Raw genomic sequence first — 14,137 nt, 5'->3', positions numbered from 1 at the left:
AATGGAATATTTAATAGAAAAATTAGTTAAAACCTTTGGTCCTTCATCAAAAGAAGATAAAGTTAAACATCTCATAAAAGAAGAACTTAAAAAATGCGATTGTGAAATTTTTGAAGATAAGTTTGGAAATCTTGTTGCGCACATTCCACAAAATGGACCAAAATTGATGATTGCTTCTCACCTTGATACGATTGGTTTCATAGTGACAGATATTGATAAAAATGGTCTTTTAAGATTTACTTCAATTGGTGGATTGAGACCTTCCTTCTTGCTGGGTAGTCGTGTACTTTTTGAGAACGGAATCTCAGGAACGATTTATTATGATGATAAAGAAAACCTGTGGGAACCCAAAGAATTTAAGGTTGAAAAATTCTTTATAGACATTGGAGCAAAAAGCAAGAAGGATGCTTTAAATTTTGTAAATATCGGAATGGAAGGAGTTTTTTATCCAGTTTTTTCTAAAAATTACGATAGAGTAATTTCTCCTTCACTTGACGATCGATCGGGTTGTGCTGTGATTGTTGAACTTTTAAATAACATTAAGAAAAAGAGCCTTAAATATGATTTGTATGCAGTTTTTACTGTTCAGGAAGAGATTGGAGTTAAGGGAGCAAGAACTTCAACCTATGAAATAACACCAGAATTTGGAATTGCAGTAGATGTAACGACAGCAGGTGATTTTGTAGATCCTCACATTAATGCACTGGAGTTAGGAAAGGGTCCAGCTATTAAAGTTATGGATGGCGGAATGATTACAAACATTGATTTGCGAAATGAATTAATTAATGTTGCAACTAAAAACAAGATTCCGTTTCAGCTTGAAGTGATAACTTCCGGGACAACAGATGCATTTGCGATTCAAATAACCAAAGAAGGTGTAAAGACTGCTGCAGTTTCAATTCCCACACGATATATCCATACTCAAGGTGAAGTAATCGATCTTAGCGACATTAAAAATACAGTGGCTTTATTAAAGAACTTTATTGAGAAATAAAAGGAGGTGTTCAACTTATGCAAGGAGTTTTTGGTAGGTATCTTGAAGTTGACCTTACGAGTGGAAAAATTGAGGTAAAAAATCTTTCCGAAGAAGTTTTTTTAAAGTATCTTGGTGGTCTTGGACTTGCAACAAGGTTAATTTTTGATTACACAGAGCCACACATTGATCCATTATCAGAAAAGAATGTTCTTGTTATTGCTCCAGGATTGCTTGTTGGAACAGGACTCCCTACTGCGTCAAAAACAACACTAACATTTAAATCTCCTTTAACAAATGGATTTGGTAGAAGTGTTGCAGGAGCCTATCTTGGCGTTGCACTTAAAAAGGCTGGGTATGATGCGTTAGTTATAAAGGGAAAGAGCTCTAAACCTGTGTATCTTCTTATTGAAGATGAGAAGTGTGAATTAAAGGATGCGTCACATCTTTGGGGAAAAGATGCAATTGAAACACAAGAAATTTTAAAGATTGAACACGGAAACGTAAATACTTGTGCTATAGGTTATTCTGGAGAGATGCTTTCGAAGATTTCAGGTATAGATTTTGAAGAGCGCCAGGCAGCCCGTGCTGGTGGCGGTGCTGTGATGGGAAGTAAAATGCTTAAAGCGATTGCAGTTAAGGGTACAAAAGAAATTCCTGTTGTAAATTCTGAAAAACTCAAAGAAGCGATCAAAAGATGGAATGGTAAAATTATTGGAAGTGAAGTTGCAAAACTTGATATGGCATATGGCTCAGGTGAATTTTATGAATGGGTTAATAAAGAGATAGGTGTTTTCCCTGTCAAAAATTGGCAACAAAGCTATTTTGAGGATAGTTTTAAGGCGCATCCAGATGGAAAATCACATCTTGATCCTTATTACTGGTCTCCAATTTACACCGAAAAATTACATCCATGTCCAAACTGCAATAAGCCGTGCGGAAGGCATATAGTGATTAAAGATGGCAAGTATGCAGGACTTCGAGTGGAAGGAGTCGAATATGAAATTCTTTACTCGCTAGGTGGAGTGCTTGGGATTGAAGACATCGAAGTTACCGCAAAACTCAATTCAATTTGCGATAGAGCAGGTCTTGATGGAATTTCTGCCGGAGTAACTTTGGCTTGGGCAATGGAGGCATATGAGAAAGGCTTACTTACTAAGGAAGATACAGATGGTCTTGATCTTAGGTTTGGAAATGGCGATGCTGCAGTCCAGGCAATGGAAAAACTTGCAAAGCGTGAGGGCCGTCTAGGAGAACTTCTTTTCAATGGTGTAAAAGAAGCATCACAAAAGCTTGGAAAGGGTTCTGAGAAGTTTGCCATTGAAGTAAAAGGTCTTGAGCCTCCTGCTTATGATGTAAGAGGTCTCAAGGGAATGGCGCTTGCAATTGCAGTTTCCGTAAGAGGTGCATGCCATTTAACAGGTGGAATCTATGCACCAGAGTTAACTGGAAAGTTTTGGAAGCTTTCTAATGTTGATAGGCTCTCAACAAACTGGAAGGGTTATGAAGTTAAGACTGGCGAAGACTTTATGACTGTTTATGATACAATTGGTATGTGCAAATTCTCAAGAAGTCTTTTCTGGTTAGAAGATGATATACTTGAAGGAATTGAAGCGGTAACTGGAATTAAAATGGGCGTTGATTGGCTCATGACAATAGGTGAAAGAATCTATAATTTGCAAAAGTTGTTTAACGTAAGAGAAGGTTTCGGGAGAAAGGATGATTATTTGCCCTATAGAGTTACTCACGAACCAATTTCAAATGGTGTAAGTAAAGGACATCTTGTAACTGAGGAAGAACTTCAAAAGATGTTAGATGAATATTATATGACAAGAGGTTGGTCGAAAGAAGGAATTCCAACCAAGATGCACTTAAAGAGGCTAGGTCTTGACAAAGAGGCAGAAGAGTACGGAGCACCGATTTAATTATGATTAAGATACTGGTTGTTTCTGATATACACTATCCTGATAGAGTTTCAGTAATTCCCGATTTAAGTAAATTTGCAATAGATGTAAACGCAATTTTTGCATTGGGCGATTTTACATCTTTTGATGTACTTAACTATTTAAACTCACTTAAAAAAATTGTATATGCAGTGTACGGAAATATGGATGAGCCGTTGCTAAAGGAACATCTTAGAGACAAAATTTCTATTGAAATAGAAGGGTTAAAGGTTTGTCTTACTCATGGAAATGGCGGTCCTAAGGGAATAGAGGAAAGAATAAGAGCAACTTTTGAGGCAAGGTGTAATGCATTTGTTTTTGGACATACGCATCAGCCAATGAACAAGTATATAGATGAGACACTTTACTTTAATCCAGGGTCTCTTGCTATCCAAAATCCAAGTTTGGGATACTTATTCGTTGAGGATGGAAATATTTGGGGAGATATTGTTTATTTGTAAAAAGTCTATAGAATAAAACAAGGAGGCGAAAATGGTAGAAGGAAAACCAGCACAAATCGTTGAGGTTTTAAAGCAGTTAAAACAGGACAATCCTGATGTTGAAGCACTTGCAGTTGTGAGTTTAGATGGTCTTCCAATTGCAAGTTTATTGCCACCAGATGCCGAAGAAGATAGAGTCGCTGCAATGTCTGCTGCAATTCTTGCATTAGGCGAAAGAGCACTTGATGAACTTAAAAAAGGGACTTTGGAACAGGCTTATGTAAAAGGTGAATTTGGTTATGTTATTACTACTGGAATTAAAAATCTTGCTGCATTAATGGTTGTAACAAATAAGGAAGCAAAACTTGGAATGGTGATGCTTACAATCAAAAAGGGTGTTGAAGAACTCTCAAAATTACTTTAATTGTTAATTACTATCTACATAAACCGGGTGCAAGCCCGGTTTATTTTTATTTAAAAATATCATGTGGATATAGAAAGTCGTGCCCAAAAGTCCTTTGAGATATTTTACAAACTGGTGGTAAAGTTCTCTTGAATTGAGTTGAGAACATTCTATTTAAAATATTTTCAACATCGTTTTTCTTAAATCCCATTTCAATTATTTCTTTTTTTGTTTTTCTTTCTTCAAGATAAAGGTACAATATTTGATCAATCAAATCATATGAAGTGCCTATTTCCTCTTCATCTGTTTGTCCTGGCCACAGGTCTGCAGAGGGTTTTTTGTTAAGTATATTTTCTGGAATTCCAATATACTTAGATAGCCCAAAGACTTGAGTCTTGTATAAATCACCAATAGGATAAATCCCTGCAGCCATGTCTCCATACCAAGTTGTGTATCCAAGCATTATTTCACTTTTATTGCTTGTGCCAAGAACTATTGCATCAAATTCTCTTGCCTTATCAAAGATTATGCTCATTCTGAGGCGTGCAAGAAAATTTCCAATCCTGAATTTATCCTGTACTTTTTCTTTTTCAAAGTAGCAATCTGCAATGTCTGATATTTCGATTATTTCATGTTTTATTCCCAGTTCTTTTACAACTTTAAGGCCGTCATCAAGTGAATTTTTTGAACTGAGCTTATATGGTAGGAGTACACCGAAAACATTTTCGCTCCCGAGCGCCTCCACCGCAAGGTAAGCAACAAGTGCTGAATCAATGCCACCAGATATTCCAAGCAATGCATGTTTGAAATTATTACTTATTACTTCTTCTTCAATAAATTTAATTATAAACTTTTTTGTAAGTTCGTAATTAAGAGAGAGATCAATCATTTCTGCCTCCAATTAGTCTTCGAAGATTCTCTTCAAAAGTTAACTTGTCTTCCTCTTTTATAAGCGGGAATGAAGTTCTCTTTTTATAAATATCGTCTGTATCGATTTCGCCTGTCAGAAGTTCCTCTTCAAAAAGTCTGAGAGCTATAACCTTTTTCCCAGTTGGTGATTGAATGAAGCTCCCACCGTAAAATCCAAGGCCGTCATCAAAACCGACTCTATTTACATAAACAACAAAAAACCCAAAGAAATTAGTATAGAGAGACGAGGCATTTTCAACGGTTTCTTGAATTTGAGGTTTCTCACCTTTTAACCCTCTAAGTGGCATATTACTTATGGCAAAAACAAAATCAACGTTGTCAAGATAAGCAAGGCTTAGAAGTGTTGGATGGAAAAAGTCTCTACATATTACTACACTTAATTTTCCGTAATCTGTTTTTATTGATTTATAAGATGTTCCTTTTCCAAAAAATCTTAACTCCTCAAACATTCCGTGAGTTGGCGGAAACATTTTTCTATAAACTAATTTTATTTCTCCTTTTGACAAATACATCGCAGAGTTGTAAATGATCTTATCTTCACCTTTTTCAACAAATCCTAAGATAATATCTATGTTTTTGCTTATTTCTTTTAACGGTTTGAAAAAATCAGAGTTTGCAGGAAGAGAAACATCATATGTAAGGTCTCTTAAGACATAACCTGAAATACTTAACTCAGGAAATACAACAACCTTTGCGTCCTCTAAAATCGCTTTTTCAGTAAATTCAAGGTGTTTTGATAAGTTTTTTTCAAGATTTCCAAGCGTTGGATTAATCTGAGCAAGAGAAATTTTAAATTTCATTCTTTCAATCTCCTTTCAAGTGCATAAAGTAACGGAAGTCCCAGCAAATATGTTGATATTGCTTCGCCTACGCCTATTGTGAGGACTCCAAATAGATATGGCTTCCATGCAAAGTGCTCAAAAGAATATTTAAAAGCATCAATTAGTCCAAGCTTTGTATTGAGTGTTGCAAGAGTAACTACATAAAAACTAACGCCTAATGCATTGAAAATAATCGGTGGAAGTGGAGCTAGATACTTTTTTAGCTTTTTCTTGCCAATAAGGTAGGTAAAAAGAGCAGAGATTAAGGTTAAAAGTGTTCCAAAAACCCAATCTATTGGTCCAAATGGTGAAAATAGATTTGAAAGAAAACATCCAAGCGTTACACCAAATATTGCCTCGGGAAAACTGTATGGAAGAACAACAAGAGCCTCAGAAATCCTGATTTGTATTGCGCCAAAGGAGATTGGAGCCAAAACCACTGTCAGAGCAACATAAAGCCCAGCAATAATTGATGATCTTATGAGAGAAATTAAAGTTGTTTTTTGGAATTTCACTTCTCTCCTTTTTGTTCCTCCTCTTTTTTTGAAGATTGTTGTTCGGCCGCTGTTTTTTGAATTTGTGCTTTAAGCTGTTGAATCTCTATATTGTATGCAATAAACGAAATAAACCATATAAGAATGCCGCCTAAAATGAACGAAACTATGACTAATGTGCCAGAAGTTACATTATTTATCATATATCCGAAGAGATTTACTGATGTAAAATAGCTGATGTTTAGAAGCAAAAACCATGTAGATATTCCTGAAAGCACAAGCAAAACAATAAGTAAAGCGCCAATCTTTTTCATAATAAACCTCCAAAATTTTTATCTCACTTCAGATTTTACAATACTTTTAGGAAATTTCAAAGTTTCTTCCTAAGCCTTGGATCAATTGCATCTCGTAAACCATCGCCAAATAAATTAAAGCCAAGTACAGATATAAGAATTGCAATTCCTGGAAAAGTTGCAAGCCACCAGTAACCACCCGTTATATAATGATTTGAATTTGCAAGCATTGCGCCCCACTCTGGTGTAGGTGGTTGAGCACCCAATCCTAAGAAACCGAGGGCAGCTGCATCAAGAATAGCACTTCCTATACTCAGTGTCGTATAAACAATGATTACAGAGAGAACATTTGGCAAAACGTGGACTCTCAGTGTTCTTAAATTTGGCGATCCGATTGCTTTTGCAGCCTCAATATATTCACTGTTTTTTACAACAATTGTTTCTGATCTAACAACTCTTGCAATTTGAGGAGCATATGTTATGCCTATTGCAATCATTGCTTTAGAAAGACCTCTTCCTAAAACTGACACAATTACTATTGCAAGAAGTATTGATGGCAGTGCAAACATTATATCCGTGAGTCTCATAAGTAGGTTATCAACCCATCCGCCATAAAAGCCTGAGAAAATACCAGCAATACCTCCAAGAAAAACCCCAATTATAACTGCAATAACACCAACCGTAAGTGACACTCGAGCACCATATATAATCCTACTCAGAATGTCTCTTCCAAACTCATCAGTCCCTAAGATATTATTTGTATTTCCTGCCCAGATTCCGGGTTTAAGGTTATTGTAAAGATCTTGTTCTATCGGGTTATGGGGGGATATGACAGGTGCTAAGATTGCAGTTATAACAAGGATAGAAATGATTACTAAGCCGACAATTGCAGATTTATTTTTCTTTAAACTTTTTAAACTATCACTTAAAAATGTTTCATGCACTTCAATTTCTTCTTCTAAAATTTTTTCTTCCATAATTTCACCTTAGTAATGAATTCTTGGATCTATGTAGGCATAAAGCACGTCTATAATAAGATTAACTACGGCCACAACGAATGCAACAAAGATTACTGCACCTTGTATTGCAGGATAGTCTCTTGCGTTTACTGCTTGTACGATATATGTGCCTAACCCTGGCCAGTAGAAAATTGTTTCTGTAAGTACTGCTCCTCCCATTAACATTGCAAACTCAGTGCCTGCTGATGTAAGAATTGGAATAAGCGCGTTCCTTAATGCGTGTTTCATAATTACTGTCTTTTCAGGGAGTCCTTTTGCCCGTGCTGTTCTTATATAATCCTGACTTATAACATTTAGCATGCTTGATCGTGTTATTCTTGCAATAAAAGCCATTGGAATTGTTCCAAGAGCAATTGAAGGTAGTATCAAATGTTTAAGAGCGTCAAAAAAGGCACCGAAGTTTAATGTTAAAAGGCTATCAATAAGATATAGGTGAGTTATTGGCCTTATTGAATAAAAAACGGAAAGTCTTCCTCCTGTTGGAAGCAAATTAAGTTTTATACTAAATAGTAAAACAAGCATTATTGCAAGCCAAAATATAGGCATTGAAACACCAAAAAGTGCTAAAAACATTGTTAAATAATCGAAAATTGTATATCTTTTAATGGCAGAAATTATACCTGCTGTTATGCCAAAAGCGCTTGCAAAAATCATTGCAAATATTGAAAGTTCTAAGGTATTTGGGAATCTTTGCATAATTTCTGTTAGAACACTTTCATGAGTTAGAATTGATCTTCCAAAATCTCCCATAAGAGCATATCTAAGCCAAATAAGATATTGTTCCCAAATTGGTTTATCAAGTCCCCACTTTCTTCTCATTTCTTCAAGGATTTCTTTTGATGCATGTTCCCCTGCCATTGTTCGCGCAGGGTCACCTGGTATGAAGCGGACAAGCAAGAAAATAATAATTGAAACTGCAAAAAGCATTATTAAAATATTTACTAATCTTTTGATTATATAACTTCTCACTTTTCACACCCCTATTTTTTATTAAGGGGGCTTTCGCCCCCCTGATGTTTATTAAATTATTTAGTTAAGCTTACTGTTTCAAAGTGGTAATCACCCGTTGGGTATAGCACAAAACCTTGCACATTTTTATTAAATACCAATATTTGTTTCGCATGTGCAAGAGGAACCCATGGTGCATCATTATGAATGATTACTTGGGCTTCTTTATAAAGTTCTGCTCTTTTTGCTTGATCTGTTTCTCTCTGTGCTTGGATATTTAGCTCATGGACTTTCGGATTTCTGTAGAATGCAATATTTCCAGCACTTCCAACGGTTGCTGAGTCAGAATCAAGTAAAACGTACAAAAAGTCGTCTGGATCAGCATAATCAGCTGTCCAACCAAGGAGTGCCATTGGATGTTCGCCGTTTTCTGTTTTCTGCAAGTATGTTCCCCAATCATAGGTCACAATCTCAGCATCAATTCCCACTGCCTTTAGATCAGCTTGAATTGCTGTGGCTATTTTTTGTGGATCAAACATGTATGGTCTTGAAACAGGCATTGCCCACAGTTGTGTTTTGAAACCATTTGGATAGCCAGCTTCTTTTAAAAGTTCCTTTGCTTTCGAAGGATTGTATTCATAATCCTGAATTGCATCGTTATAACCCCAAAGAGTTGGCGGAATAGGATTCTTAGCAACAACAGCGGTCCCTTTATAGAGTTGATCTACAATAGCTTTTTTATTAATTGCATAGTTTATTGCTTGTCTAACTCTGACATCTCCAAAAGGTTTTTGGAAACCAGGTGTATCTTGACCCATATTCATCGCAAGATAACCAACGTTTAATCCTGGTTCGCTTAAAATTTGAAGGTTATTATCCTGTGAGATTTTTTGTAGATCATCTGGATTCGGAAATTCTATTCCCTGGACTTCACCTTTTTGTAAAGATAGGAGTCTTTGGGATGCATCTGGAATAACCTTAAAAATAAGTTTGTCAATTTTTGCTTTTTCTCCCCAATAATCGGTATTTTTCTCAAGAGTAATATGGTCGCCTTTTATCCATTCAACAAATTTAAATGGACCAGTTCCTACTGGATGCGCAAACCACTGGTCTCCCCATTTTTCACAGTTTGTTGGGCTTACAATATAAGCAGTAAACATTGCCATAGTACTTAGGAAAGGAGCAAATGGATGATCGAGGGTAATTTTTACAGTATAGTCATCAACTTTCTCGGTCTTTTTAATTTCACTAAAACACCATTGCCAGTATTCCCATTTTCCGTACTTGTGGAATGGATGATTTTTATCTCTTTGTCGCTCAAATGAAAAAACTACCGCATCTGCATTAAATGGTGTTCCATCATGGAATTTTACTCCTTGTCTCAAGTGAAATGTCCATACAAGTCCATCTTGTGAAACATCCCAGCTTGTGGCTAACCATGGTTCAACTTCTGTTGTCCCTGGTTTGTAACGGACAAGACCCTCAAAGATGTTGTTCATAACAGTTACAGACTCACCGTCTGTTACATCTGCTGGATCAAGTTCAACGGCATCTCCTGCTTTTGCGAATACAAGGGTTTTGGGTTGTGCTGCTTGTTTACATCCTGCAAATAAACTTACTACCATGAGTGTGGTAATAAGCACAACCAATAATTTCTTCATGCTTTCGCCTCCTTTGTTTTAATTTTTTCTTTTCCTTTAACTTTGAGCTTATTATATGAAAAAAGTATTTTAAGTCAATATTTTAATTTAAATTTCTTTGATTTTAATAGAATATTTGTTCCTATAGGATAACCGATTGAACGTGATATAGGAGAGCATTTTATCTTTAAAAGAAAAAATATTGGAAGCTCTTCATGAGATAATGTCTCGTAATTTGCTTGTCCTTTCGCAATTATAAGGTTTGAACTATTAAGGATGTTAATAAATTCGTCGCTTAAGGAGTATAATACTGTTCCTGCCATATTGGAACCTGTCTCAAGAACAACAGGTATTCCAGAATTTAGCGCATCTTCTTTTGTTGCGTCATTTATTATTGGTTTACTTTTTACAGCGTATTTAACTTCTTTCCCAAGATCAGTAAGAAATTCAATTAATATTCTATCAAAAACTGTTTCTCCTGCGTTGTCTCCAATAAACAGTATCCCTCTTTCATTCTCTATTGCTTTCTTAAATTCTCCATAATCGCTTAACTCAAAGTTATCCATTAGAAATTTTTCTAAATCTATTTCTACATTATCAAATGTACTTCCGAGATCAATTGCATTTCCCATTATTGCAACTTTTACACTTTCTAAAAGTTTATCCGATCCTTTTTCAACAATTTCCTTTAATTTAGGATATAAATTGAGAGCTGTATTTATGTGGTTTTCTTTTATCTTTTTATAAGGATCATCGTTGTTTGTTGCTTTATAAACCAGTTTATAAAGAGGCTGTGCAAGTTCTGGGGGTGTAAGATTGAGATTTGCATTGCCGAGATATTTTGCGCTTTCTTTAAGTATAAGTTCTATTTTATCATTATTATCTGTTGCAACTTTCGAAATACGGAGTATCTGATTGTATATACATGTGAGACATTCAATTTCTGATTTCATGCTTAATTTTATAATAAATTTTCATCTTTTACAAGAAAAGTCTTGAGATTGGAGAGTTTTAAACTAAAATATAATTGGAGGTGAATAATGAAAAGAATTAAAAATATAGTTGCTCTTATAACACCATTTAAAGAGAATGGTGCGATAGATTATTTAGGATTTGGTAAATTTTTGAGTTATCTTGTAGATAAATCTCCAGATGGACTTTTTGCGAACGCAACTACAGGAGAATTTACAAATCTCAGTCTAAAAGAGAAGAAAGAGGTGGCTATCTTTGTTAAAGAGAATTCAAAATCTGTCCCTGTTTATGTAAATGTTCATTCTACAGTATTTGAGGAAACTCTTGAAATGTGTAGATTTGCAAAAGAGATGAATTTTTATGCAATAGTTTCCCCGCCCCCTTTCTTTCTTGTGCCTTCAGAAAAAGGTTTATACAATTATTTTATTAAAATTGCAGAAACTTCAACTTTACCTACCTTTATATACAACATACCAGTCCTTACTGGTTATTCCCTATCGGTAGAGTTGATTAAAGAACTCGCTAAACATCCGTTAATAAAAGGAATTAAAGTAACATATGATAATATGGGCTACTTTGTAAGGCTTATTAATGAAGTTAAAAGTGTAAAACAAGAATTTGAAATATTTACGGGAACCGAACAACTTTATATACCTCTAATTTTGACAGGTGGAGATGGTGGAGTAATGGCTCTTGCAAATATTGCGCTTGATATTTTTAATGAGGTTAAAGCAGCTTTCAATAATGGAGACTTAGAAAAAGTAGTTTCATTGCAAAAGAAGATTTCAAGACTTACAAATATTTATAGTCTTACGACTTCTTTTGGCTACGCAATAAAGGTTGCACTTGGTTTTATGAATATTCCAATTGAAAGATATGTAAGAAAGCCTCTTATGGAAGATGCTTTCGATGAAGAAGAATTTAAAAGAATACTTGAAGAGGTAGGTCTGATATGAATGAATCCGAAAAATTAATAATTGAGGCATTAAAAAAGGTAAAAGATCCAGAAACTGGGGTTGATATAATATCTGAGAATCTTGTATATGGATATACTCCTAAAAATAAATACATCAAGGTATTTGTTTCTTTTGAAGTATCAACTCCTACATGCAATTTCTGTAAGGCAATTTCTTGGATGATAATCGATAAAATTTCACAAGATATAGTAACTGCACTAAAAGAAATAGGTTTTGAGACTGTTGAGGTTGTAGAGGAGCTAAACCCTAAACTTATTTATAAAACTGGTTAAGGCTGTAGTACCTCTTCTGTGTTTCCATTTGCTGAAATTATAACTTCGTAACCTGGATAAAATTGTTGTAAAGTTTGAGTGATTTCTGCTCTTATTGCTCCTACTCTACAAGATCCACCTACGTCAAGCAGTTCCTTTCCAAAATCTATTTGCACTTTATTGTTTGCAATTTTTTCTATTTTATTTATCGTTAAATTTTTCGGTGTTGACATAACATAACCTTCAATTTCTTCTTTTTTGGTAGGTCCCAATAGGAACACTTTCATCGTATCCATTGGTGGATTCTGTGAATTTGATGCAACCCGCCTTTCAACTGGGAATACCTTAGTGCAATCAAGCATTTCAGGGTTTTTCTTAGTGTTACCATAAAAGACTAAAACCGTTTTGTATGGCAAATCATAATTGACGATTTTTTCGTCTTTATTTGTTATTGTTCCATCTTTTGGTGAGACAATGTATGCAATGACTTTGATTTTATCTGTCTGTGGAAATACATTTAATCTTATGTCTTCTTTAAAATTTCCAAATTGTCCCATATCTTTTGCATCTGTTGTTGAAGATCCTTCATACAGTAGGAAGTCATTTTCATCTAAAACTTTTAAAGCAATTGTGTTTTCAAATGCGCGTCCTTTACCTTCTACATGAATTGAGCCATCGCTATTAACGCTTACTTTTGTAAGTGAAACTTCTTTCTCTTTGAAAATACTACATCCCGATAAAAACATAAGTAATATCAACACTAAAAGTAAAACTTTTTTCATAATCTCATCCTCCTTATTTATTAGATACTATAATCTCTATGAAAGTTCCATAATTTTCTTTTCAATTTCCGAATAATCATATGCGATTTCATAGATTTTCATGATTTCGTCTTTATAAAGTGGCCTCTTTGCCCTAATAAAATCTGGATTTCCGTCGTCTCTTAATGCTGAGCTAACAAATGCTTCGAAGGATTCCTTCTTTATTCCAAGATCCTTTAGTCCATTCAATGCATCAATTCTTTTGAGCCATTCAACTATTCTTAATATAGTTTCTCTTGGATTATTTGTTCTAAAAATCATTTCTCCAAAGAGTGCAAGTCTATCCTTGTGAAGATCATACGTATAGATTAAGTATGCAGGCATTATTGCTGATAACCCTCTTCCATGTGATACTCCATAAATTCCAGAAATTGGATGTTCAAGTCTATGCATTGGATGGGGACCTCTTCTTCCTGCATTTGGAATACCTGAAAGTGCAAGGGCTGCAATCCAAGAAAGTGCTTCTCTTGCGTCAATATTTTGAGGATCATTAAATACTACTTCTCCTTGATTTATACATTCTTTCAAGAGTCCTTCAGAGATTCTATCCGAAACAGGTGCGTATGCATTAGAAGAAAGATAGCTTTCAAATATATGTGTAAACATGTCAATTACTCCATCAATTGTTGCATGTTTCGGAATTGATAAAGTTAAAAGTGGGTCAATTATTGAAATTGCAGGGAATAATTCAGGGTTAAAAAGTCCTCTTTTATCTCTTGTTTCTGAATTAGTTATAACTGCTGCATTATCAAGTTCTGAACCAGTTGCTGCAAAGGTAACGACAGTAAGAAGCGGAAGAGTATTACCTTTTATGGTTTCTTTTGGGGGTCTCTCAAAGTAATCCCAACTCGGTTTTCCTGTTTTTGCTATAACTTTAATAATTTTTGCAGCATCAATAACGCTTCCACCACCAATTGCTATGATGAAGTCAACGTTCTCTTTTCTTGCAATTTCACCACCTTTATCTACTGTTTTTGATTCTGGATTTGGTTCTATTTCAGAATATACAACATACTTAATACCTACTTCATCCAATTGTTTTAGTGCTTTATCAAGTAATCCTGATTCTTTTGCAAAACGTCTTCCTGTTACTACAAGTGCAACCTTACCAAGTTCTTTTGCATGCTTTCCAAGAGAACTAAACTCTCCTTTTCCAAAAACTACCTTCGTTGGTATATGTAACACAAAATTGTCCATAGTATTTTCCTCCTT

At 34.9% G+C, this 14,137-nt stretch carries 16 protein-coding genes; 6 read left to right on the top strand and 10 right to left on the bottom strand.

The features are described from left to right. The first annotated feature begins 1 nt into the window (after position 1). The 4 genes from ACP5SP_RS00915 to ACP5SP_RS00900 are packed head-to-tail and all read left to right on the top strand — an operon-like array spanning position 2 to position 3,780. On the top strand, positions 2-994 hold the full coding sequence (locus tag ACP5SP_RS00915; protein ID WP_424586686.1) for a M42 family metallopeptidase: 993 nt from the start codon (positions 2-4) through the stop codon (positions 992-994). A 17-nt stretch (positions 995-1,011) separates the two neighbouring features. Continuing rightward, positions 1,012-2,898, top strand: coding sequence for an aldehyde ferredoxin oxidoreductase family protein (locus ACP5SP_RS00910; RefSeq protein WP_424586685.1), 1,887 nt, complete (start codon positions 1,012-1,014; stop codon positions 2,896-2,898). Positions 2,899-2,900: 2 nt separating this feature from the next. After that, a complete protein-coding gene (locus ACP5SP_RS00905) occupies positions 2,901-3,377 on the top strand; it encodes a metallophosphoesterase family protein (protein ID WP_428075864.1) in 477 nt (158 codons plus the stop codon). 31 nt (positions 3,378-3,408) lie between these two features. Beyond that, positions 3,409-3,780 (top strand): roadblock/LC7 domain-containing protein, encoded by a 372-nt coding sequence (locus tag ACP5SP_RS00900; RefSeq protein WP_416084723.1) that lies wholly within the window; start codon positions 3,409-3,411, stop codon positions 3,778-3,780. A 46-nt stretch (positions 3,781-3,826) separates the two neighbouring features. Here the strand turns inward: ACP5SP_RS00900 and ACP5SP_RS00895 are convergent, their stop codons facing one another. From ACP5SP_RS00895 to ACP5SP_RS00860, 8 genes are all read right to left on the bottom strand, one after another. Next, on the bottom strand, positions 3,827-4,648 hold the full coding sequence (locus tag ACP5SP_RS00895; protein ID WP_416084722.1) for an NAD+ synthase: 822 nt from the start codon (positions 4,646-4,648) through the stop codon (positions 3,827-3,829). Further along, entirely contained in the window at positions 4,641-5,489 is an 849-nt protein-coding gene (locus tag ACP5SP_RS00890; RefSeq protein ID WP_424586683.1) for a nitrilase-related carbon-nitrogen hydrolase, read from the bottom strand. The genes ACP5SP_RS00895 and ACP5SP_RS00890 overlap by 8 nt, the downstream gene beginning before the upstream one ends. Further along, on the bottom strand, positions 5,486-6,025 hold the full coding sequence (locus ACP5SP_RS00885) for a QueT transporter family protein (RefSeq protein ID WP_428066491.1): 540 nt from the start codon (positions 6,023-6,025) through the stop codon (positions 5,486-5,488). Before ACP5SP_RS00885 ends, ACP5SP_RS00890 begins: the two co-directional genes overlap by 4 nt. Further along, entirely contained in the window at positions 6,022-6,318 is a 297-nt protein-coding gene (locus ACP5SP_RS00880) for a lipopolysaccharide assembly protein LapA domain-containing protein (protein ID WP_424586681.1), read from the bottom strand. Before ACP5SP_RS00880 ends, ACP5SP_RS00885 begins: the two co-directional genes overlap by 4 nt. Before the next feature lie 56 nt (positions 6,319-6,374). Then, the gene (locus tag ACP5SP_RS00875; RefSeq protein WP_416084718.1) at positions 6,375-7,274 is read right to left on the bottom strand and encodes an ABC transporter permease; all 900 of its coding nucleotides are present in this window, start codon (positions 7,272-7,274) and stop codon (positions 6,375-6,377) included. A 9-nt stretch (positions 7,275-7,283) separates the two neighbouring features. Next, complete coding sequence (locus tag ACP5SP_RS00870) at positions 7,284-8,285, bottom strand: ABC transporter permease (RefSeq protein WP_416084717.1); 1,002 nt, start codon at positions 8,283-8,285, stop codon at positions 7,284-7,286. Between the two features lie 56 nt (positions 8,286-8,341). Continuing rightward, complete coding sequence (locus ACP5SP_RS00865; protein ID WP_428075862.1) at positions 8,342-9,925, bottom strand: ABC transporter substrate-binding protein; 1,584 nt, start codon at positions 9,923-9,925, stop codon at positions 8,342-8,344. Between the two features lie 74 nt (positions 9,926-9,999). Beyond that, positions 10,000-10,857, bottom strand: coding sequence for a damage-control phosphatase ARMT1 family protein (locus tag ACP5SP_RS00860; protein ID WP_424586679.1), 858 nt, complete (start codon positions 10,855-10,857; stop codon positions 10,000-10,002). 87 nt (positions 10,858-10,944) lie between these two features. Here ACP5SP_RS00860 and ACP5SP_RS00855 point away from each other — a divergent pair, with 87 nt between their 5' ends. Both ACP5SP_RS00855 and ACP5SP_RS00850 read left to right on the top strand, forming a co-directional pair. Continuing rightward, complete coding sequence (locus tag ACP5SP_RS00855; RefSeq protein WP_416084714.1) at positions 10,945-11,832, top strand: dihydrodipicolinate synthase family protein; 888 nt, start codon at positions 10,945-10,947, stop codon at positions 11,830-11,832. Beyond that, the gene (locus tag ACP5SP_RS00850; protein WP_416084713.1) at positions 11,829-12,125 is read left to right on the top strand and encodes an iron-sulfur cluster assembly protein; all 297 of its coding nucleotides are present in this window, start codon (positions 11,829-11,831) and stop codon (positions 12,123-12,125) included. The genes ACP5SP_RS00855 and ACP5SP_RS00850 overlap by 4 nt, the downstream gene beginning before the upstream one ends. On the opposite strand, the gene ACP5SP_RS00845 is transcribed toward ACP5SP_RS00850, so the two are convergent. Beyond that, positions 12,122-12,886 (bottom strand): Gmad2 immunoglobulin-like domain-containing protein, encoded by a 765-nt coding sequence (locus ACP5SP_RS00845; protein ID WP_428066498.1) that lies wholly within the window; start codon positions 12,884-12,886, stop codon positions 12,122-12,124. The two genes, ACP5SP_RS00850 and ACP5SP_RS00845, sit on opposite strands and share 4 nt — an antisense overlap. Before the next feature lie 36 nt (positions 12,887-12,922). After that, positions 12,923-14,122: an iron-containing alcohol dehydrogenase gene (locus ACP5SP_RS00840; RefSeq protein WP_424596633.1), complete on the bottom strand. Its 1,200-nt coding sequence runs from the start codon at positions 14,120-14,122 to the stop codon at positions 12,923-12,925. Positions 14,123-14,137: the final 15 nt, after the last annotated feature.

Source organism: Caldisericum sp. (assembly GCF_049967455.1).
GTDB classification, from domain to species: domain Bacteria; phylum Caldisericota; class Caldisericia; order Caldisericales; family Caldisericaceae; genus Caldisericum; species Caldisericum exile_A.
The sequence above is the reverse complement of the archived record's forward strand: the minus strand, read 5'-3'. Positions and strand labels throughout refer to the sequence as shown.

What these genes read in the sequence shown, in the direction of transcription:
- ACP5SP_RS00915 (WP_424586686.1), top strand. Translation starts at nt 2, where the DNA reads ATGGAATATTTAATAGAAAAATTAGTTAAAACCTTTGGTCCTTCATCA.
- ACP5SP_RS00910 (WP_424586685.1), top strand. Translation starts at nt 1,012, where the DNA reads ATGCAAGGAGTTTTTGGTAGGTATCTTGAAGTTGACCTTACGAGTGGA.
- ACP5SP_RS00905 (WP_428075864.1), top strand. Translation starts at nt 2,901, where the DNA reads ATGATTAAGATACTGGTTGTTTCTGATATACACTATCCTGATAGAGTT.
- ACP5SP_RS00900 (WP_416084723.1), top strand. Translation starts at nt 3,409, where the DNA reads ATGGTAGAAGGAAAACCAGCACAAATCGTTGAGGTTTTAAAGCAGTTA.
- ACP5SP_RS00895 (WP_416084722.1), bottom strand. Translation starts at nt 4,648, where the DNA reads ATGATTGATCTCTCTCTTAATTACGAACTTACAAAAAAGTTTATAATT.
- ACP5SP_RS00890 (WP_424586683.1), bottom strand. Translation starts at nt 5,489, where the DNA reads ATGAAATTTAAAATTTCTCTTGCTCAGATTAATCCAACGCTTGGAAAT.
- ACP5SP_RS00880 (WP_424586681.1), bottom strand. Translation starts at nt 6,318, where the DNA reads ATGAAAAAGATTGGCGCTTTACTTATTGTTTTGCTTGTGCTTTCAGGA.
- ACP5SP_RS00875 (WP_416084718.1), bottom strand. Translation starts at nt 7,274, where the DNA reads ATGGAAGAAAAAATTTTAGAAGAAGAAATTGAAGTGCATGAAACATTT.
- ACP5SP_RS00865 (WP_428075862.1), bottom strand. Translation starts at nt 9,925, where the DNA reads ATGAAGAAATTATTGGTTGTGCTTATTACCACACTCATGGTAGTAAGT.
- ACP5SP_RS00860 (WP_424586679.1), bottom strand. Translation starts at nt 10,857, where the DNA reads ATGAAATCAGAAATTGAATGTCTCACATGTATATACAATCAGATACTC.
- ACP5SP_RS00855 (WP_416084714.1), top strand. Translation starts at nt 10,945, where the DNA reads ATGAAAAGAATTAAAAATATAGTTGCTCTTATAACACCATTTAAAGAG.
- ACP5SP_RS00850 (WP_416084713.1), top strand. Translation starts at nt 11,829, where the DNA reads ATGAATGAATCCGAAAAATTAATAATTGAGGCATTAAAAAAGGTAAAA.
- ACP5SP_RS00845 (WP_428066498.1), bottom strand. Translation starts at nt 12,886, where the DNA reads ATGAAAAAAGTTTTACTTTTAGTGTTGATATTACTTATGTTTTTATCG.
- ACP5SP_RS00840 (WP_424596633.1), bottom strand. Translation starts at nt 14,122, where the DNA reads ATGGACAATTTTGTGTTACATATACCAACGAAGGTAGTTTTTGGAAAA.